Genomic DNA, 19,628 nt, shown 5'->3' on the forward strand with positions numbered 1-19,628 from the left:
TCGGGTTGGCGCGTCCGCGCCTGGAAGCCTCGGGGTCGACACCGCCGCGTCCAAGACCCCTGGGTCGGCAAGGCCCCTGCCCAGGAAGCCGCGGGCCGGCACTGCCGCGTCCAGGAAGCCGCCGGTCGGCAGTCGGCGCGGCCGCGCCTGGAAACCCCGGGGGTCGACGCCGCCGCGTCGAGGAACCCCGGCCCCGCCGGCCCGGCCGCGTTGAGGAACCTCGGGCGGCCGCGTCGAGGAACCCCGGGTCGACACCGCCGCGTCCCGCCCGTCCGGTCAGTGGTGTCTCATCCACACGTTGGGCTCCTCGTACACGCCCGCGTCCGCCTCCACGTCCACCCGCAGGACGCTCAGGCCGTCCGGGATGACGTACTCCCCGGACTCCGGCAGGGCCAGCCCGGTCCATCGCTCCCACTCCGCGACCGTGCCGGTCATCGTCTGCGAGGCCGGCGCCGCCGCCAGGATCCGCGCTCCCAGCCGCTCGTGCGTGCGGATCCACGGGTCCATTGCGGTCCCGTCCGGGCGGCGCCATCGCATGAAGGCGTCGATCGGGGTCACGGGGTAGCGCGCCTTCGTCGTGGGCCGCACCGGCGCGACCACCCGCTCGAGCCCCGCGGCCCGCCCGGTCTCCCGCAGCGCCGACAGCATCCGGCCCGCCAGCCCCCGCCCCTGCAACGCCGGCGTGACGACCGCCCCGCAGATCACCAGCGTGTCCGGCTCCACGCCTCGCTCCCGCCCCTCGACGGCCCGAACCAGCGCGTCGGTGTACCCCGTGGGCAGCGTGCCGACCTGCCCGTCCCAGCCGACCGGCACGCCCCACCCCGCCGCGACGGGCGCCCCGTCCTCGTCCACCAGCATCAGATCCAGGTCCGCGAACCACTCCCGGACCCGGCCTATGTACTCCTTCACCAGCCGGTCGGCGGTGATGAACGCGGGAAAGCCCTCACTGAACAGCTCCGCGAGCGGCTCCCGCGGCCACTCACGGGCGTCCGCCCGCTCGGTCGTCAAGATCATGGAGCGATCCTGGCACAGGCGACGATCACGCCCGGGCCCGTCACGGAGACCGGCCGGGCCCGCAGTGGCTTCGGGACGGGGCGGCGCGGCACATTCTCGGCAGGTACAGTGCGGGGATCAGGCAGACCCCAGTGTGAGGCCCGCACTTGTTGACGCAGACCACCTCCCGGGTCCTCGAACCGAGCGACCTGGACGCCGCTCTGGCGGTCCTCGACCGCGAGCCGGTCACCAACGCCTTCGTGACCTCCCGTGTCCAGGTCGCCGGCCTCGACCCGTGGCGGCTGGGGGGCGAGATGTGGGGCTGGTACGAGGACGGCATGCTGACGTCCCTGTGTTACGCGGGCGCCAACCTCGTCCCGATCTGCGCCACCCCGCGCGCGGTACGCGCTTTCGCCGACCGGGCGAGAAGGGCCGGCCGCCGCTGCTCCTCCATCGTCGGTCCCGCCGACGCCACCGCCCAGCTGTGGCGGCTGCTGGAGCCGAGCTGGGGCCCGGCCCGCGAGATCCGCGCCCACCAGCCCCTCATGGTCACCGACCGCATGCCCGCCGACATCGCCCCGGATCCCTACGTCCGCCGCATCCGCAAGGACGAGATGGAGACGATCATGCCGGCCTGCGTGGCGATGTTCACCGAGGAGGTCGGCGTCTCCCCGATGGCCGGCGACGGCGGCCTCCTCTACCAGGCCCGGGTCGCCGAACTCGTCGGCGCCGGCCGCTCCTTCGCCCGCCTCGACGAGCACGGCCGGGTCGCCTTCAAGGCGGAGATCGGCGCGGCGACCCCCGACGCCTGCCAGATCCAGGGCGTGTGGGTGGCCCCCGAGTACCGGGGGAGGGGCCTGGCCGCGCCCGGCATGGCCGCGGTCCTGCGCTACGCCCTCGCCGACGTGGCCCCGGTCGTCAGCCTCTACGTCAACGACTTCAACACGGCGGCGCGGCGCACGTACAAGAGGGTCGGCTTCCGAGAGGTGGGCGCCTTCATGAGCGTCCTGTTCTGAAAGCACCAGCGTCCTGTTCTGAAAGCACGAGCCTCCTGTTCCGAAAGCACGCCCCGGTTCTGAGAAGACGTTCCCGCACCGCCGGCCGGGAGCGGATCCACCGGCCCGCACGCCTCAAAGCCCCCTGTAGTCTCCCCGCATGGACCTCGTCATCGGCCCCCTGGATCTCTCCGCACACGTGGACGAGGCCCTGAAAGTCCAAGCCGTCGCCTTCGGACTCGGCCCCGACGAGGTGGCCGTCCGCCGGCAGATCGTGCTGCGCCACATGACGTACCCCGGCGCCCGCGCCCTCGGCGCCACCACCGCCGACGGCCGCCTGGCCGGCTTCGTCTACGGCATGCCCAACGACCGCGCCCACTGGTGGTCCACCGTCGTCGAGCCCTACCTGCGCGCCCTGGGCAACGACGCCTGGCTCGACGACTCCTTCGTCATCACCGAGCTGCACGTCCACCCCGCCTACCAGAACCGCGGCGCGGGCCGCGCCCTGATCACCGCCATCACCGACGAGGCGACCCAACCCCGCTCGATCCTCTCCGCGATCGACACCGAGAGCCCCGCCAGGGCCCTCTATCGCTCCCTCGGCTACCAGGACCTCGCCCGCCGCGTCCTCTTCCCCAGCGCCCCCCGCCCGTACGCCGTGATGGGCGCCCCGCTCCCCCTGCTGCGCCGATAACGGATTTCCGGCCACCCCCGGCTCCCGGCTAACCTCCTAGCCATCACCGTCACCCCGGCAGGAGTACGAGAACCATGGCGAACGCACCGGTCCAGCGCATGTCCCAGTTGATGGCGAAGACCTTGCGCGACGACCCGGCGGACGCCGAGGTCCTCAGCCACAAGCTCCTCGTCCGCGCCGGTTACGTCCGCCGCACCGCCGCCGGCATCTGGAGCTGGCTGCCCCTGGGCAAGAAGGTCCTCGCCAACGTGGAGCGCATCGTCCGTGAGGAGATGGACGCGATCGGCGCCCAGGAGGTGCTGCTCCCGGCGCTGCTGCCGAAGGAGCCCTACGAGACGACCGGCCGCTGGGACGAGTACGGCCCCGAGCTGTTCCGCCTCAACGACCGCAAGGGCGGCGACTACCTCCTCGGCCCGACCCACGAGGAGATCTTCACGCTGATCGTGAAGGACCAGGCGACCTCCTACAAGGACCTGCCGGTCATCCTCTACCAGATCCAGACCAAGTTCCGTGACGAGGCCCGCCCCCGCGCCGGCATCCTGCGCGGCCGCGAGTTCCTGATGAAGGACTCCTACTCCTTCGACCTGGAGGACGAGGGCCTCGCCAAGTCCTACGCCCTGCACCGCCAGGCCTACCAGAAGGTGTTCGAGCGCCTCGGCCTCGACTACCGCATCTGCGCGGCGACCGCGGGCGCGATGGGCGGCTCGAAGTCGGAGGAGTTCCTCGCCCCGGCCGGCGCCGGCGAGGACACCTTCGCCGACTGCCCCAACTGCGACTTCGCCGCCAACACCGAAGCCATCACGTACGAGTTGAGCCCGGTGGACGCGGCCGGCGTGCCCGCCGCCGAGGAGATCCCCACCCCGGACACCCCGACCATCGAGACCCTCGCCGCCTCGCTCGGCGTCCCGGCCTCCGCCACCCTGAAGAACCTCCTCGTCAAGGTGAACGGCGAGATCGTCGCCGTCGGCGTGCCCGGTGACCGCGAGGTCGACATGGACAAGGTCGAGGCCCACTTCGCCCCGGCCACCGTCGAGTTGGTCACCGCCGAGGACTTCGTGGGCCGCCCCGACCTGGTCCGCGGCTACGTCGGCCCGCAGGGCCTGGGCGAGAAGGTCACCTACATCGCCGACCCGCGCGTGGCCCCCGGCACCGCCTGGATCACCGGCGCCAACAAGGAGCACACGCACGCGAAGAACGTCGTCGCGGGCCGTGACTTCGAGGTCGACGCCTACGTCGACGTCGTCGTCGTCCAGGAGGGCGACCCCTGCCCCAAGTGCGGCACCGGCCTGAAGCTGGACCGCGCCATCGAGATCGGCCACATCTTCCAGCTGGGCCGCAAGTACGCCGACGCGCTCAAGCTCGACGTCCTCGGCCAGAACGGCAAGCCGGTCCGCGTCACGATGGGCTCCTACGGCATCGGCGTCTCCCGCGCGGTCGCCGCCCTCGCCGAACAGACCGCCGACGACAAGGGTCTGTGCTGGCCCGCCGAGGTCGCCCCGGCCGACGTGCACGTCGTCGCCGCGGGCAAGGCGCTCCAGACCGAACTGGCCCTCGACGTCTCGGAGAAGCTGCGGGCGGCGGGCCTGCGCGTCCTGGTCGACGACCGGGCCGGTGTCTCCCCGGGCGTGAAGTTCACCGACTCCGAGCTGATCGGCGTACCGAAGATCCTCGTCGCGGGCCGTCGCTCCGCCGAGGGCGTCCTGGAGCTGAAGGACCGCCGTACCGGCGAGCGCGAGGAGCTCACGGTCGACGAGGCGATCGCCCGCCTCACCGCCTGAGCACCCACCGCCGAAGCCGTCTCCCCCCGCGCCGCACAGCACGTCGGCAGCGGAGGGGGGCGGCTCCCGCATGCGCTCGGAACACGGCCGAGAGCTGCTTCCCTGCGACTTGATCCGCCGGACAGCCCTAGAGCCAGCCGGCGAACTCCAGCAGCAGTTCGGCGTCCCTGGGCCGTCCCACCCTGAGGGCTCGCACGCCGGACTCGACCGCCCGGAAAAGGGTCCAGCCCCGCACCCGCTCCTGGTCCAGGTCCAGCGAGTCCGCGAGCTTGCGCACCCGCCGGCGCGTGATCGACGCCCCGGAGGACGAGGCGATCAGATCCTCCACCCGGTCCCGCACCAGCCGGGCCAGGTCGAAGGCGCACTCGCCAACCACCGGATCGGGGCCCACGGCCAGCCACGGCATCCGCTCACCCGCCAGCACCTTGCTCTGCCGGAACGTCCCGTGCAGCAGCCGGTGTTCGGGCGGCGCGGCCAGCAACTCCGCACGTGCCGTGAGCGCCGCGTCCACCAGCGCACCCGCCTCGGGGCCGGCCGCGGTGCCGCGCATCGCCTCCGCCTGCCGCCCGGTCCGCTCGGCGACGGTCTCGAACGGCTCCCCGGCCGGCGGCTCCACCCACAGCCGTCTGAGCGTCCCCGCCGCCTCCAGCAGCGCCTTCGCCTCCGGCAGCGACCGCACCGACACATCGGGATGCAGCCGCTCCAGCACCAGCACCCCTTCGCCGGCCGGCCCCTCCTTCAGCTGTACGGCACCCAGCCCGCCCCAGTGCGCGAGCGCGGCCCGCTCGGCCTCCGGCCTGAACCGCGGCGGGGCCAGCTTCAGCACCGCCGGCGTGCCGTCCGCATACCGCACCAGCACCACGAGGCTGCTGCGCCCGCCCGGCACCTGCACCCGCTCCACGGTCAACTCGCGTAGAGCGGCGGCCTGTCGGGCCGCTTCGGGCAGCCCCGCCAGCCACTCGTCGCCGTCCGGCGCCGTCTCAGCGAGCGCCCTGACCAGACGCGGCGGCGGTTCGAAAGCCATGCGCGAGCCGTCCCTTCGTGGTCGTGCTGCTGGATCCGGTGGTGCTTCGTGCTTCGTGCGTTGCTCAGTGGTACTCGATGCTCAGCGGCGCCCGGCCGCCGGTCCGCTTCTGCGCGGCTCCCGCCGCACGGTCGGCGTCCGCCGTCATCGAGTGGGCGCCGGCGTGGCCGAGGCTCCGGCACCCGTGGCGGCCGGATCCGGGGCCGGGCCGGCCCGCTCCGCCAGACCAGGGAAGGCTACGCTCCCGCCGCGCCAGCGCACCGCCCGGACCGCCGCCTCCCGCAGCACCCCGGCCGCCTCACGGCGCCGAGCCCCACCGGCCGCCCGCACCAGGTCCGAGTAGACCCCGGCGACACGCTCCTCCAGTTCCACGGCGAGCCGCACCGCCGCCGCGGAGTCCGGCACCGCGAACGGCAGCGCGTACGCCGCGCTCGCCGCCACCGGCACACCGCCCAGGTCGCGGACCTGACGCATCAGCGCGTCCCGGCGCGCCCGGTGCGCGTCGTACGCCGCACGGGCCTCCGCGCGCCGCTGCTCGCCGATCCGCCCGCCGACGACCCCGTACCCGTACACCGCCGCGTGCTCGGCGGCCAGCGCGGCCTGCAGGGCCGTCATCTCGGCTGCCCGGGCGGTGTCCTCCGTGCCCTGTGTGCCGCTCATCGGGTCCCCTCCGTCAGCAGATACGCGTGCGCCGCCCCGGCCGCCGCCACCGAGGCCACCAGCCGGGCCAGTTCGCCCGGCAGGCCCGCCAGGGCCGCGACCCGGCTGTCGGCCAGCGCCCGTTCGGCGGCGGCCAGCGCGGCGAGGGCGTCCTTCTCGTTCGCCGGAACGGCCGCGGAGGCGGGCGGTGCGGAACGGCCGGCGGCGGCCGCCCCGGAAGCGGATGCCCCCGAAGGGGACGCCGAAGCAGCCCCGGAAGACACCCTCCCCGAAGGGGCAGCCGAAGCAGCCCCGGAAGACACCGCCCTCGAAGGCTTGGGTCCCGAAGCCCCCGTCGCGCCGCCCCCGAACGCCTCCGTGTGCCGCACCACCTCCGCCCGAAGCGGCGTCAGCCGCTCCGCCAGCCTCGGATGCACGGCGAGGACGGCGTCGTACCGCGCCGCCAGCGCCTCGCTGTCCCGGGCCGCACGCGCGCGTGCCCGCTCCGCCGCCGAAGGGCTGCCGCCCGGGCCCTCCTCACCGGAGTCCCCGGGCTCCGAGCAGCTCATCAGCAGGGCGGTCCCGGCGGCGGTGGCCAGCAGGGCTCTTCTGCGCGGCCCGGACAGGGTGCGCTGCGGCGGAGGGAACGGCACGGCAGACGTCCTCGGGGAACTCGAAGGGAACACCGATCAGGGCCCGCTCACGCGCGGCACACCCGTGATCACCGTACCCGCGCCCCCGCCCCCCGCCGCTCACCGGCACCGCCCGGTGGACGGCAACACCCCCCGCGACCCGATACCCTTTGATCAGACACGCGACCCATCCCACAACAGCACACGCGGCCGAGGAGTCACCCGGATGAGCACCACCCAGAGCGAGAGGCTGCGAGAACTGCTGGAACCCCTCGTCGCCTCCCAGGGCCTGGACCTCGAAGAGATCGCCGTTGACTCCGTCGGACGCAAGCGGGTGCTGCGCGTCGTCGTCGACTCCGACACGGGAGCGGACCTGGACCGGATCGCCGATGTGAGCCGCGCGCTCTCGGCGAAGCTCGACGAGACCGACGCGATGGGCGAGGGCGAGTACACCCTCGAGGTCGGCACCCCCGGCGCGGAGCGCTCCCTCACCGAGCACCGCCACTACGTGCGTGCCACGGACCGCCTGGTGAAGTTCCAGCTGCGCGAGGAGGGCGAACTCGTCGCCCGTGTCCTCACCGTGGACGACGAAGGCGTCGACGTCGAGGTTCCCGGAGTCAAGGGCCGCAAGCCCACCGCCCGCCGGATCGCGTTCACGGACATCGACAAGGCGCGCGTGCAGGTCGAGTTCAACCGCAAGGACAAGCAAGACGCGCAGGACGCGAAGGACATGAAGGAAGAGGAGGAGGCGTAGCCGTGGACATCGACATGAGCGCCCTGCGGGGCTTGGTCAGGGAGAAGGAGATCTCCTTCGACCTGCTGGTCGAAGCGATCGAGTCGGCCCTCCTCATCGCCTACCACCGCACCGAGGGAAGCCGCCGTCACGCGCGCGTGGAGCTCGACCGGCAGACCGGTCACGTGACCGTGTGGGCGAAGGAGGACCCCGACGACCTCGAGGAGGGGCAGGAGCCCCGCGAGTTCGACGACACGCCGTCCGGTTTCGGCCGTATCGCCGCCACCACGGCCAAGCAGGTGATCCTGCAGCGCCTGCGCGACGCCGAGGACGACGCGACGCTCGGCGAGTACGCCGGCCGCGAGGGCGACATCGTCACCGGTGTGGTCCAGCAGGGCCGCGACCCGAAGAACGTGCTCGTGGACATCGGCAAGCTGGAGGCCATCCTGCCGGTGCAGGAGCAGGTCCCCGGCGAGACCTACCAGCACGGCATGCGCCTGAGGTCGTACGTCGTCCGGGTGGCCAAGGGCGTGCGCGGCCCGTCCGTGACGCTCTCGCGGACGCACCCCAACCTGGTGAAGAAGCTGTTCGCGCTGGAGGTGCCGGAGATCGCCGACGGGTCCGTCGAGATCGCCGCCATCGCACGTGAGGCCGGTCACCGTACGAAGATCGCGGTCCGTTCCACCCGTTCGGGTCTGAACGCCAAGGGAGCCTGCATCGGCCCCATGGGCGGTCGTGTGCGCAATGTCATGGGCGAGCTGAACGGTGAGAAGATCGACATCGTCGACTGGTCGGACGACCCGGCCGAGATGGTGGCGAACGCGCTGTCACCCGCCCGGGTGTCCAAGGTGGAGGTCGTCGACATGGCGGCCCGCTCCGCGCGCGTGACGGTGCCGGACTACCAGCTGTCGCTGGCCATCGGCAAGGAAGGGCAGAACGCCCGGCTCGCCGCCCGGCTGACCGGCTGGCGGATCGACATCCGGCCCGACACCGAGCAGGCCGGGGAATAGATCCAGGCCTCGGCACGCTCAGATCACGTCAGTTATACGCGCGGCAACTGTTCGAATCCTGCCCCAAAGGGGTGAGGACGCCGCGGGGAGGTAGACTTAACTGTGTCTGGCCGGACGCACGACCGATCCTGCCCTGAACGCACCTGTGTGGGGTGTCGGGAGCGCACGGCCAAGACGGAGCTGCTGCGCATCGTGGCGGTCGAGGACGCCTGCGTCCCCGATCCTCGCGGTACGCTGCCCGGCCGGGGTGCGTACGTGCATCCCGCCTCGGTCTGTCTCGACCAGGCGGTACGCCGCCGGGCGTTCACGAGGGCGTTGCGTGCCCCGGGAGCGCTCGACACAAAGGCGTTGCGCCGGTACGTCGAGCAGACGACAGTTGCCGATCAGGCAACACCGTAAGGAAGCGTTGCGTGGAACCCCCGCGCGGCCCAGGTACCCCGCGAGTTGGAAGTAGGTCGAGATTGCGATGAGCACTCGATGAGCACGCGATGAGTACGCCCATGAAGTAGCGACGGTCCGGCCGCAACCCGGACCTAAAAGGAGCGAAGTGGCTAAGGTCCGGGTATACGAACTCGCCAAGGAGTTCGGCGTGGAGAGCAAGGTCGTCATGGCCAAGCTCCAAGAACTCGGTGAATTCGTCCGTTCGGCGTCTTCGACCATCGAAGCGCCCGTGGTACGCAAACTGACTGACGCCTTCCAGGGCGGCGGCAGCGGCAAGTCCGCCAAGCCCGCCCCGCGCAAGGCCGCCCCCAGGCCCGCGGCGCCCTCCCCGGCGCAGTCGGCCCGTCCGGGCCCGGCCGCACCTCGGCCGGCCGCCCCCAAGCCCCCGACGGCTCAGCCGCCCGCGGCTCCGGCCGCCCCGTCGGCTCCGGCCGCCTCGTCGGCTCCGGCCGCCCCGTCGGGCCCCGCGCCGGCGGCCCCCGGCCCCCGTCCGGGCCCGCGGCCCGCGCCGCGTCCGGCCCCGGCCGCCCCGGAGTTCACCGCTCCGCCGGCGGCCCCGGCCGCCCCGAAGCCGGCCGCCCAGGGTCCGCGCCCCGGCGCGCCCAAGCCCGGCGGCCGTCCCGCGCCCGGTCAGGGTCAGCAGGGCGGTCAGGGCCAGCGCCCGGCCGCGCAGGGTCAGCGTCCCGGTGGCGGCTCGCCGCGTCCGGGCGCCCGTCCGGCCGGTCCCCGTCCGGGCAACAACCCCTTCACCTCCGGCGGCAACGCCGGCATGGCCCGTCCGCAGTCGCCCCGTCCGCAGGGCGGCCCCGGCGGTCCGCGTCCCGGCGGCGCTCCCGGCGCAGGCCCCCGTCCGCAGGCGCCCGGCGCCCAGGGCGGCGGTCCGCGTCCGCAGGCTCCCGGCGGTGCCCGTCCGTCCCCGGGCGGCATGCCGCGTCCGCAGGGCGGCGCGGGCGGTCCGCGTCCCGGCGGCCCGCGTCCCAACCCGGGCATGATGCCGCAGCGTCCCGCTGCCGGCCCCCGTCCCGGCGGTGGAGGCCCCGGCGGCCGTGGTCCCGGCGGCGGCGGTCGTCCCGGCGGCGGCGGTCGTCCCGGTGGCGGCGGCGGCTTCGCCGGTCGTCCCGGCGGCGGTGGCGGCGGCTTCGCCGGTCGTCCCGGTGGTCCCGGCGGCGGTGGCGGCGGCTTCGCCGGCCGTCCCGGCGGTCCGGGCGGTGGCGGCGGTGGCCGTCCCGGCTTCGGCGGTCGTCCCGGCGGTCCCGGTGGCCGTGGTGGCACGCAGGGCGCCTTCGGCCGTCCCGGCGGTCCCGCGCGTCGCGGTCGCAAGTCGAAGCGGCAGAGGCGCCAGGAGTACGAGGCCATGCAGGCCCCGTCGGTCGGCGGCGTGATGCTGCCTCGCGGCAACGGCGAGACCATTCGCCTGTCGCGCGGTGCGTCGCTCACCGACTTCGCCGAGAAGATCAACGCCAACCCCGCGTCGCTCGTCGCGGTGATGATGAACCTCGGCGAGATGGTCACGGCCACGCAGTCCGTCTCCGACGAGACGCTGCAGCTCCTCGCGGGCGAGATGAACTACGAGGTTCAGATCGTCAGCCCCGAGGAGGAGGACCGCGAGCTGCTCGAGTCCTTCGACATCGAGTTCGGCGAGGACGAGGGCGACGAGGAGGACCTGATGGTCCGCCCGCCGGTCGTCACCGTCATGGGTCACGTCGACCACGGCAAGACCCGGCTGCTCGACGCCATCCGCAAGACGAACGTCATCGCGGGCGAGGCCGGCGGCATCACCCAGCACATCGGTGCCTACCAGGTCTCGACCCAGGTCAACGACGAGGACCGCGCGATCACCTTCATCGACACCCCGGGTCACGAGGCGTTCACCGCCATGCGTGCCCGTGGTGCCCGGTCGACGGACATCGCGATCCTGGTCGTCGCGGCCAACGACGGCGTCATGCCGCAGACGGTCGAGGCGCTCAACCACGCCAAGGCGGCCGACGTCCCGATCGTCGTCGCGGTCAACAAGATCGACGTCGAGGGCGCGGACCCGACCAAGGTGCGCGGTCAGCTGACCGAGTACGGCCTGGTGGCCGAGGAGTACGGCGGCGACACCATGTTCGTCGACATCTCCGCCAAGCAGGGTCTGCACATCGACTCGCTGCTGGAGGCCGTGGTCCTCACCGCGGACGCCTCGCTCGACCTGCGGGCCAACCCGAACCAGGACGCGCAGGGCATCTCCATCGAGTCCCGTCTCGACCGCGGCCGCGGCGCCGTGGCGACGGTCCTCGTCCAGCGAGGCACCCTGCGGGTCGGCGACACGATGGTCGTGGGCGACGCCTACGGCCGAGTGCGCGCCATGCTCGACGACAACGGCAACAACGTGGCCGAGGCAGGCCCGTCGACGCCGGTCCAGGTCCTCGGCCTGACCAACGTCCCGGGCGCGGGCGACAACTTCCTCGTCGTCGACGAGGACCGCACCGCCCGCCAGATCGCCGAGAAGCGCGCGGCCCGCGAGCGCAACGCGGCCTTCGCCAAGCGCACGCGCAGGTTCTCCCTGGAGAACCTGGACGCCGCGCTGAAGGCCGGCGAGGTCCAGCAGCTGAACCTGATCATCAAGGGTGACGCTTCCGGATCCGTCGAGGCGCTCGAGTCCTCGCTGCTCCAGCTGGACGTCGGCGAAGAGGTCGACATCCGCGTCCTGCACCGCGGCGTCGGTGCGGTCACGGAGTCCGACATCGACCTGGCGATGGGCTCGGACGCCATCGTGATCGGCTTCAACGTGCGCGCGGCCGGCCGTGCGCAGCAGATGGCCGAGCGCGAGGGCGTGGACGTCCGCTACTACTCGGTCATCTACCAGGCGATCGAGGAGATCGAGGCGGCCCTGAAGGGCATGCTGAAGCCGGAGTACGAGGAGCACGAGCTCGGTACGGCGGAGATCCGCGAGGTCTTCAAGTCGTCCAAGCTGGGCAACATCGCCGGTGTCCTCATCCGCTCGGGCGAGGTCAAGCGCAACACCAAGGCGCGCCTCATCCGTGACGGCAAGGTCGTCGCGGAGAACCTCAACATCGAGGGACTGCGTCGCTTCAAGGACGACGTCACCGAGATCCGCGAAGGGTTCGAGGGCGGTATCAACCTCGGCAACTTCAACGACATCAAGGTCGACGACGTCATCGCGACGTACGAGATGCGGGAGAAGCCGCGGGTGTGACGCCCACGGCGCAAGCTGCTGGCCGACGGGACTCCGGTCCCGTCGGCCAGCGGCCCGTTACGGGCAGTGCCGCGGCCCACGCCTGCGGGCGTGCCCGCCGGAAACTCTGTCGAGCCTCCGGCGGGTACGCGGTACCGTTCTTGATGCCCCTGCTCCATGGAGGGCAGGGCCATCTATCCCGCGCCGGCGGGTGAACCGGCTGTACACATGTACGTGGGGACTCTGTCCTTCGACCTGCTCCTCGGCGACGTCCGGTCGCTGAAGGAGAAGCGCTCCGTCGTCCGCCCGATCGTCGCCGAGCTCCAGCGCAAGTACGCGGTGAGCGCGGCCGAGGTGGACCACCAGGACCTGCACCGCCGGGCCGTCGTCGGCCTGGCCGTGGTGTCCGGTGACGCGGAGCACCTGACCGACGTACTGGACCGTTGCGAACGGCTGGTCGCCGGCCGCCCCGAAGTCGAGCTGCTGTCGGTCAGACGCCGCTTCCACGGGGAAGACGACTGACCGGACACGGACCACACAACGCAAGCAGAAGAACAAGAACGGGAGACGGACCAGTGGCCGACAACGCGCGCGCCAAGAGGCTGGCGGACCTCATCCGAGAGGTGGTGGCCCAGAAGCTGCAGCGCGGGATCAAGGACCCGCGGCTCGGTTCCCACGTCACCATCACGGACACCCGCGTCACGGGTGACCTCAGGGAGGCGACCGTCTTCTACACCGTGTACGGGGACGACGAGGAGCGGAAGGCCGCGGCCGCCGGACTGGAGAGCGCCAAGGGCATCCTGCGCTCCGAGGTGGGCCGTGCCGCCGGCGTGAAGTTCACCCCGACGCTCGCCTTCGTCGCCGACGCCCTCCCGGACAACGCGCGCACCATCGAGGACCTCCTCGACAAGGCGCGCCAGTCCGACGAGAAGGTGCGCGAGGCGTCCGCGGGCGCCGCGTACGCCGCCGGCGCCGACCCGTACCGCAAGCCCGATGAGGACGAGACGGACGACTCCGCCGAATGAACCGCAAGCACAACGCGCCCGACGGCCTCGTCATCGTCGACAAGCCGTCGGGCTTCACCTCGCACGACGTCGTGGCCAAGATGCGGGGGATCGCGGGGACCCGCCGCGTCGGCCACGCCGGCACGCTCGACCCGATGGCGACGGGCGTCCTCGTCCTCGGCGTGGAGAAGGCGACCAAACTCCTCGGGCACCTCGCCCTCACCGAGAAGGAGTACCTGGGGACCGTCCGGCTGGGCCAGAACACCGTGACGGACGACGCCGAGGGGGAGATCACCTCCGCCACCGACGCCTCCCGGGTCACCCGGGACGCGATCGACGCCGGCGTCGCCAAGCTGACCGGCGACATCATGCAGGTCCCGTCCAAGGTCAGCGCCATCAAGATCAACGGCGTGCGCTCCTACAAGCGGGCCCGTGAGGGCGAGGAGTTCGAGATCCCCGCCCGCCCGGTGACCGTCTCGTCGTTCACGGTCTACGACGTCCGGGAGGCCGTCGCCGAGGACGGCACCCCCGTCATGGACCTGGTCGTCTCGGTGGTGTGCTCCTCCGGCACCTACATCCGCGCCCTCGCCCGCGACCTCGGCGCCGACCTGGGGGTCGGCGGCCACCTCACCGCGCTGCGCCGCACCCGCGTCGGCCCCTACGGCCTGGACTCCGCGCGCACCCTCGACCAGCTCCAGGAGGAGCTGAGCGTGATGCCGATCGCCCAGGCCGCCGCGGCCGCGTTCCCCCGCTGGGACGTCGACGCCCGAAGGGCCCGCCTGCTCATGAACGGCGTCCGACTGGAGATGCCCGAGGAGTACGCCGGTGCCGGCGCCGTGGCCGTCTTCGACCCGGAGGGCCGTTTCCTCGCGCTGGTGGAGGAACAGAAGGGCAAGGCCAAGAGCCTGGCCGTCCTCGGCTGACCCGGACCGCCCGTGGAGCGGCGGCACACGGGGCCTGCTGTGCCGCCGCTCCACGGTCCCCCCTCGGTTCCCCCACCCCTAGGCTGTGTCCGACGGGACACGTTCATTCACCCGTCCGGCAGGCGCTCGGAGTCAACCCGGGGAGCGCAAGGGGGCGCGTTCGCCTCGCGCGCTGGTCCTGCCGATCTTTCCGGGCCTACCGTTCGGGCTGCGGAGCGGCAAGCTCTGCGGACGGCAGACAGCAGCGGAAGCGGACGGGCGCAGAGGTACGACGATGAACGAACGGCGCCCGCGCCCTGACGAGACCGCGCGCCCGGACGACACCGGAGAACCGGGTGAATCGGGTGTCGCCTCCGGTTCGGGTGGTGTCTCCCCTCGTTCGGGTGCCTCCTCCCGTCCGGGTGTCTCAGCCCGCCCCTTCCTTCCCCCCGACCGCTCCCTCGTCCGCTTCCGCGACCCTCTGGGCCGGCCGCGCGGCGTCGGGTTCCTCGCCGACCATCACGGCACGGTCCTCACCGGCCACGAGGTCGTCGACGGCCTGACGCCTCTCGTCGTGGAGGACGCCGACGGGCGCGGCCACGCGGTGCACCCCGACGCGGTGACCGCGTTGCCGGAGCTCGGCCTGGCGCTCGTGCACATCGAGGGGCTCGACGGCGAGCCGCTGCCGCTCACCGTCCGCGACCACGTGGAGGCGGGCGCCTACGTCCGCCTGACCGCCGGGTGCTGGCGTGAGGCACGCGTGCTGGCCTCGGCCCCCGCGACCTACATCGCCGCGCACGGCTCCCGTCTCCTCCACGGTGCACTGGAGTTGGCGATCGGCACGGCCGGCCGGGACGCGCTGCGGCGCGGCGGCGGTGCGGCCGGCGGCCCGGTGCTCGACGCCGCGACCGGCGCCGTCGTCGCCGTCCTGGGCACCGCCCTCAGCACCGGCCACCGCGAGGCCGGCTTCGCCGTCCCGCTGCGCCCCGCCCCCTCCGACGGCCCCCTCGCCGACCTGCTCGCCCGCAACGCGGCGACGGTCCCGGCCTACGGCGCCGACCTCAATCCCGCGGCCCTGCTGGAGCTCACGGCCACCTCGGTCGGGTCCGACTTCCTCACAGCGGTGCCACCGGTCGAACGCCCCGTCATCGCGAGGGAGTTCGCCGACTTCACCGAGGGCCCGGCGGCCGTGCTCGCCCTCGTCGGAGCGCCGGGCAGCGGCCGTACGACCGAACTCGCGGCGCTCGCCGCCCGTCGCGCCCGGGACCCCCGGCCGGCGCCCACTCTGTGGCTGCGCGGCGCCGACCTCCGGGAGGAGGACGCCTCGATCGCGGACGCGGCCCGGCGGGCGCTGACCCGCGCGGCCCGTATCGTGACCGCCTCCCGGCCGGTCCAGGGCGACCCCGGCGAGCTCACCCCGGAGCGACTCGCTCGGCTCGCCCGAAGTGCCGGCCGCCCCCTGCTGCTGCTCCTCGACGGACCCGAGGAGATGCCCCCGGCCCCGGCGGACCGCCTGCGGGAGTGGACCGACGCGACGGCCGGGTGGCTGCGGGAGGCCGGGGCGCGGCTGGTGGTGGCGTGCCGCGCCGAGTACTGGGAGGAGGCCGGGGCCCGCTACCCCGCCGAGCTGCTGCACGGCCGTACGGCCCCGGCACTGCCCCCGTGCGTCCTCCTCGGCGATCTCACCCCGGCCGAGGCGCGGGAGGCCCGCGCCCGCTACGGCGCCCCGGACGCCGAGCTCACCGACGCCGACGCCCGCCACCCCCTCACGCTGCGCCTCTACGCCGAGGTCCGCGCCGCCCTGCCCGAGGCCCCCGGCGTCCCCGTGGACCGCGACGCCGTGTTCGCCGCGTACCTGGATCTGGTGTGCCTGCGCGTCGCGGTGCGGCTGGCCGCTGAGAACGGCGTGCGCGGCACCGCCGTGCGACTGCTCGCGGCGAAGGTGGCCGGACAGGTCCACGAGGCGGCCCGGCGCAGCCTCGGGCCGGGCCAGGGAGCGTTGGACCGCGCCGCCTTCGAGGCGGTGTTCCCCTGGGGGCCCGCTCCCGCCCGGCTCGGCGGCGGCACCGGCTGGGCGTCCGCCGTCCTCGCCGAGGGCCTGTTCGTGCCCGCGGGCTCCGGCTACCGCTTCGCCCACGAGGAGCTCGCCGACTGGGTCCAGGGCGCCCATCTCGACCTGGACGAGGCCCTGAACGTCCTGGTGCGCGGACGGGGCCGCCGCGGCTCCCTCGGCGACACCCGCCCGCTGCCCGTCCCACACCACCGCATCGGCCCCGTCGTCCAGGCCCTGCTGCTCCTCGCCCGCCACCACGGCCCACGCCGACTCTCCGACACCTTGGGGGAGTTGACGTCCGCGCTGCGCGCCGACCCCGACGCATGGTGGGCCGCACGCCTGCTGGCCGAGACCCTGCGCGGCGTCCATGACGCGATGCCGTACCTCGGCGTCCTGCGCCCGCTGGCCGACCTCGTGGCGCGGTGGCCGTGGCGGGGGCGGTCCGGCGGGCCGACGGGGGGCGCGGGGCCGTGGGGCCGGGCTGCTGAGCCGCCGAGCGCGTCTTGCGAGCGGCCGGGTGCGTCTTGTGAGCCGCCGAGCGAGTTCGCCCCGGACTTCTGGGCCGCGCTCGCGCTTCCCGTCGACGCCCGTCTCGACCTCCTGCGCCGGCTGGTCGTCGCCGACGCCGCCCCGCACGCCGCCGACGCGCCCCGCTACCTCGACGCCGTCGCCCGCCTCCTCACCGCCGACCCCCTCGCCGTACAGCCGCAGCTCACCCTCTGGTTCGACGACGAGCGCCCGCTGCCCGCGACGCCGCACGCCACCGTCGCGACGGCCGCGCAGGCGCTGCTGCACACCCACCGGCACACGGCGCCGGACGACCTCGTCGAACTCCTCGCCGACCGCGCCCACGCCCGCGCCGACGAGCTCCTCGCCGTCCTGGCCGAGGAGGAACCGTCCGCACTGTGCCGGGCCGTGCACCGCTGGGCGCACGACGAACGGCCGGTCCGCCGCGTCGCCGCCACGGCGTACGCCCTGCGCGTCGCGCCCCACGCCCGCACCGCCGCCGACCGCGAACTGCTGCGCGACGCGGCCCGCGCACTGCTCACCCGCCCTGCCGATCCCGCGCCCGCCCCACACGAGGAAGCCGTGGTCCGTCGCCACGGGGCGCTCACTCCGCACGAGGGCGCGCTCGCGTTGCTGCACGCCCTCGCCGACGCCGGCGCACCCGCGCTGTCCCGCCGTGTCACCGCCCGCGCCGCCCTGGAGAACGGTCCGCCGTCCGTCGTGTCCCCGTGTGACGCCCCGTCCGTGCGTGGGCCGAGTCACAGCACCCATGCCGATGCGGGCCGGGGCCACCCGGCATGGCACTCTTAGAGCTGCGTACGGGTCGCTGCGTAAGCGGTCGACGAACACACGTACGAAGCAACCGACGTACGACACGGACACGGGTTCGAGGAGCGGTCACAGTGCAGCGCTGGCGTGGCTTGGAGGACATCCCCCAGGACTGGGGGCGCAGCGTCGTCACCATCGGTTCGTACGACGGGGTGCACCGCGGCCACCAGCTGATCATCCGGCACGCGGTCGAGCGCGCCCGTGACCTGGGCGTGCCCTCCGTCGTCGTCACCTTCGACCCGCACCCCAGCGAGGTCGTCCGCCCGGGCAGCCACCCGCCGCTGCTCGCCCCGCACCACCGCCGGGCCGAGCTGATGGCCGACCTGGGCGTGGACGCGGTGCTGATCCTCCCGTTCACGACCGAGTTCTCGAAGCTGTCGCCCGCGGACTTCGTCGTCAAGGTCCTCGTCGACAAGCTGCACGCCAAGGCGGTCGTCGAGGGCCCCAACTTCCGCTTCGGCCACAAGGCGGCGGGCGACGTCGAGTTCCTGACCGAGCAGGGCAAGGTCTACGACTTCGAGGTCGAGGTCGTCGACCTGTACGTGACCGGCGAGGCGGGCGGCGGCGAGCCGTTCTCCTCCACCCTGACCCGGCGCCTGGTCGCCGAGGGGGACGTGACCGGCGCCGGCGAGATCCTCGGCCGCCCGCACCGGGTGGAGGGCGTGGTCGTACGCGGCGCCCAGCGGGGCCGTGAACTGGGCTTCCCCACGGCAAACGTCGAGACGCTGCCCCACACCGCGATCCCCGCCGACGGCGTCTACGCCGGCTGGCTGCACGCGGGCGGCGAGGCGATGCCGGCCGCGATCTCCGTGGGCACCAACCCGCAGTTCGACGGCACCGAGCGCACGGTGGAGGCGTACGCGATCGACCGCGTCGGCCTGGACCTGTACGGGCTGCACGTCGCCGTCGACTTCCTCGCCTTCGTCCGCGGCCAGGCGAAGTTCGAGTCCCTGGAGGGGCTGCTGGAGCAGATGGCGCAGGACGTGAAGCGCTGCCGGGAACTGGTGGCGGCGGGCTAGTGTCCTGCGCCAGTAGTTGATCGTTAGTAGTTGTGTGACTTCTGCTGTTGGTGCGTCAGTTCCTCGTCGGGGCCCGAAGCTGGAACCGTTGCTGCTGTCTGATGACGAGCGGGCGGAGTTGGAGCGGTGGACGCGTCGGGCGACATCGGCCCAGGCCCTGGCCTTGCGGGCGCGGATTGTGCTGGCGTGCGCTGGTCCGGAGGTCCCGCCGATCGTCGTGGTGGCCCGCGAGTTGCGGGTGGCCGCCGACACCGTCCGCAAGTGGCGGCGGCGGTTCCTCGCGGAGCGGCTGGACGGCCTGGCCGACGAGCCCCGGCCGGGCCGGCCGCCCACGATCAGCGTCGACCAGGTGGAGGCGGTTGTGGTCACGACGCTGGAGGAGATCCCGAAGAACGCCACCCACTGGTCGCGGAAGTCGATGGCCGAGCGCAGCGGCCTGTCCAAGTCCACCGTCGGCCGGATCTGGCGGAAGTTCCAGCTCAAGCCGCACCTGGCGGACACCTTCAAGCTGTCGACGGACCCGTTGTTCGTGGAGAAGGTCTACGACGTCGTGGGTCTGTATTTCAACCCGCCCGAGGGTGCGGTGGTCCTCTCGGTGGACGAGAAGTCGCAGATACAGGCCCTGGACCGGTCTCAGCCGGTGCTGCCGATAATGCCCGGCATGCCCGAGCGGCGTACCCACGACTACGTCCGCAACGGGCTGACCACCTTGTTCGCCGCGTTCGATGTCGCCACCGGCGAGGTCATCACTGCCCTGCACCGTCGGCACCGGGCCGTGGAGTTCAAAAAGTTCCTGATCCGGATCGACAAGGAGGTGCCCGCGCACCTGCAGGTCCACTTGATCGTGGACAATTACGGCACCCACAAGACTCCCGCGATCAAGGCCTGGCTGGCCAAACACCCCAGGTTCGAGTTGCACTTCACCCCGACCGGCTCCTCCTGGATCAACCAGGTCGAGCGGTGGTTCGGCTACCTGGCCCACCAGATGATCCGCCGCGGCGCACACAAGAACATCCAGGCCCTCGAGGCCGACATCAGGGCATGGGTCAAGGACTGGAACGAAGACCCCAAGCCGTTCATCTGGACCAAGACAGCCCAAGAGATCCTCGACTCCCTCGCCCGCTTCTGCCGACGGATCTCTGGCGCAGGACACTAGCCGCGACTCGCGCGCACAGGAAGGGCGGCCGGTGTCCTGGGACAC

General features: G+C 73.1%; 17 protein-coding genes. 13 read left to right on the plus strand and 4 right to left on the minus strand.

Annotation, left to right across the window (positions count from 1 at the left end; translation table 11 throughout):
- Positions 1–276: 276 nt before the first annotated feature.
- Positions 277–1,014 carry a GNAT family N-acetyltransferase gene (locus EV567_RS27540; RefSeq protein ID WP_130444830.1) on the minus strand — a complete coding sequence of 246 codons (738 nt, stop codon included), beginning with the start codon at positions 1,012–1,014 and terminating at the stop codon, positions 277–279.
- Positions 1,015–1,160: 146 nt separating this feature from the next.
- On the opposite strand from EV567_RS27540, the gene EV567_RS27545 reads away from it, so the two are divergent.
- The 3 genes from EV567_RS27545 to EV567_RS27555 all read left to right on the plus strand — a co-directional run bounded on the left by EV567_RS27545 (position 1,161) and on the right by EV567_RS27555 (position 4,460).
- Positions 1,161–2,009 carry a GNAT family N-acetyltransferase gene (locus EV567_RS27545; RefSeq protein WP_130444832.1) on the plus strand — a complete coding sequence of 283 codons (849 nt, stop codon included), beginning with the start codon at positions 1,161–1,163 and terminating at the stop codon, positions 2,007–2,009.
- 139 nt (positions 2,010–2,148) lie between these two features.
- Positions 2,149–2,682, plus strand: coding sequence for a GNAT family N-acetyltransferase (locus EV567_RS27550; protein ID WP_130444834.1), 534 nt, complete (start codon positions 2,149–2,151; stop codon positions 2,680–2,682).
- A gap of 74 nt (positions 2,683–2,756) precedes the next feature.
- Positions 2,757–4,460 (plus strand): proline--tRNA ligase, encoded by a 1,704-nt coding sequence (locus EV567_RS27555; protein ID WP_130444836.1) that lies wholly within the window; start codon positions 2,757–2,759, stop codon positions 4,458–4,460.
- 127 nt (positions 4,461–4,587) lie between these two features.
- Here EV567_RS27555 and EV567_RS27560 read toward each other — a convergent pair whose 3' ends face one another.
- The 3 genes from EV567_RS27560 to EV567_RS27570 form a co-directional block, all read right to left on the minus strand.
- Complete coding sequence (locus EV567_RS27560) at positions 4,588–5,484, minus strand: aminoglycoside phosphotransferase family protein (protein ID WP_130444838.1); 897 nt, start codon at positions 5,482–5,484, stop codon at positions 4,588–4,590.
- A gap of 144 nt (positions 5,485–5,628) precedes the next feature.
- Positions 5,629–6,144: a ferritin-like domain-containing protein gene (locus EV567_RS27565; protein WP_165430502.1), complete on the minus strand. Its 516-nt coding sequence runs from the start codon at positions 6,142–6,144 to the stop codon at positions 5,629–5,631.
- The gene (locus EV567_RS27570) at positions 6,141–6,776 is read right to left on the minus strand and encodes a hypothetical protein (RefSeq protein ID WP_130444840.1); all 636 of its coding nucleotides are present in this window, start codon (positions 6,774–6,776) and stop codon (positions 6,141–6,143) included. Before EV567_RS27570 ends, EV567_RS27565 begins: the two co-directional genes overlap by 4 nt.
- 205 nt (positions 6,777–6,981) lie before the next feature.
- Here EV567_RS27570 and rimP point away from each other — a divergent pair, with 205 nt between their 5' ends.
- The 10 genes from rimP (at position 6,982) to EV567_RS27620 (ending at position 19,583) form a co-directional block, all read left to right on the plus strand.
- Positions 6,982–7,509 (plus strand): ribosome maturation factor RimP, encoded by a 528-nt coding sequence (gene rimP / locus EV567_RS27575; protein ID WP_130444842.1) that lies wholly within the window; start codon positions 6,982–6,984, stop codon positions 7,507–7,509.
- 2 nt (positions 7,510–7,511) lie between these two features.
- Positions 7,512–8,498, plus strand: coding sequence for a transcription termination factor NusA (gene nusA, locus EV567_RS27580; RefSeq protein ID WP_130444844.1), 987 nt, complete (start codon positions 7,512–7,514; stop codon positions 8,496–8,498).
- A 102-nt stretch (positions 8,499–8,600) separates the two neighbouring features.
- Entirely contained in the window at positions 8,601–8,897 is a 297-nt protein-coding gene (locus tag EV567_RS27585; RefSeq protein WP_130444846.1) for a YlxR family protein, read from the plus strand.
- Between the two features lie 148 nt (positions 8,898–9,045).
- On the plus strand, positions 9,046–12,135 hold the full coding sequence (gene infB / locus EV567_RS27590; protein WP_130444848.1) for a translation initiation factor IF-2: 3,090 nt from the start codon (positions 9,046–9,048) through the stop codon (positions 12,133–12,135).
- A 207-nt stretch (positions 12,136–12,342) separates the two neighbouring features.
- Entirely contained in the window at positions 12,343–12,636 is a 294-nt protein-coding gene (locus EV567_RS27595; protein ID WP_130444850.1) for a DUF503 domain-containing protein, read from the plus strand.
- Positions 12,637–12,689: 53 nt separating this feature from the next.
- Entirely contained in the window at positions 12,690–13,139 is a 450-nt protein-coding gene (rbfA, locus tag EV567_RS27600; RefSeq protein WP_130444852.1) for a 30S ribosome-binding factor RbfA, read from the plus strand.
- On the plus strand, positions 13,136–14,041 hold the full coding sequence (gene truB, locus EV567_RS27605) for a tRNA pseudouridine(55) synthase TruB (RefSeq protein WP_130444854.1): 906 nt from the start codon (positions 13,136–13,138) through the stop codon (positions 14,039–14,041). The genes rbfA and truB overlap by 4 nt, the downstream gene beginning before the upstream one ends.
- 274 nt (positions 14,042–14,315) lie before the next feature.
- Positions 14,316–17,390, plus strand: coding sequence for a trypsin-like peptidase domain-containing protein (locus EV567_RS27610; RefSeq protein WP_242621019.1), 3,075 nt, complete (start codon positions 14,316–14,318; stop codon positions 17,388–17,390).
- Positions 17,391–17,482: 92 nt separating this feature from the next.
- Positions 17,483–18,427 (plus strand): bifunctional riboflavin kinase/FAD synthetase, encoded by a 945-nt coding sequence (locus EV567_RS27615; RefSeq protein WP_130444856.1) that lies wholly within the window; start codon positions 17,483–17,485, stop codon positions 18,425–18,427.
- A 34-nt stretch (positions 18,428–18,461) separates the two neighbouring features.
- Positions 18,462–19,583, plus strand: a complete 1,122-nt coding sequence (locus EV567_RS27620) for an IS630 family transposase (RefSeq protein ID WP_130444858.1) — start codon at positions 18,462–18,464, stop codon at positions 19,581–19,583.
- The last annotated feature ends 45 nt before the right edge of the window (positions 19,584–19,628 follow it).

This window comes from Streptomyces sp. BK239 (genome assembly GCF_004217285.1).
Lineage (GTDB): Bacteria > Actinomycetota > Actinomycetes > Streptomycetales > Streptomycetaceae > Streptomyces.

Coding starts and splice junctions, on each gene's coding strand:
- EV567_RS27540 (WP_130444830.1), bottom strand. CDS start 1,014: ATGATCTTGACGACCGAGCGGGCGGACGCCCGTGAGTGGCCGCGGGAG.
- EV567_RS27550 (WP_130444834.1), top strand. CDS start 2,149: ATGGACCTCGTCATCGGCCCCCTGGATCTCTCCGCACACGTGGACGAG.
- EV567_RS27555 (WP_130444836.1), top strand. CDS start 2,757: ATGGCGAACGCACCGGTCCAGCGCATGTCCCAGTTGATGGCGAAGACC.
- EV567_RS27560 (WP_130444838.1), bottom strand. CDS start 5,484: ATGGCTTTCGAACCGCCGCCGCGTCTGGTCAGGGCGCTCGCTGAGACG.
- EV567_RS27565 (WP_165430502.1), bottom strand. CDS start 6,144: ATGAGCGGCACACAGGGCACGGAGGACACCGCCCGGGCAGCCGAGATG.
- rimP (WP_130444842.1), top strand. CDS start 6,982: ATGAGCACCACCCAGAGCGAGAGGCTGCGAGAACTGCTGGAACCCCTC.
- EV567_RS27595 (WP_130444850.1), top strand. CDS start 12,343: ATGTACGTGGGGACTCTGTCCTTCGACCTGCTCCTCGGCGACGTCCGG.
- truB (WP_130444854.1), top strand. CDS start 13,136: ATGAACCGCAAGCACAACGCGCCCGACGGCCTCGTCATCGTCGACAAG.
- EV567_RS27610 (WP_242621019.1), top strand. CDS start 14,316: ATGAACGAACGGCGCCCGCGCCCTGACGAGACCGCGCGCCCGGACGAC.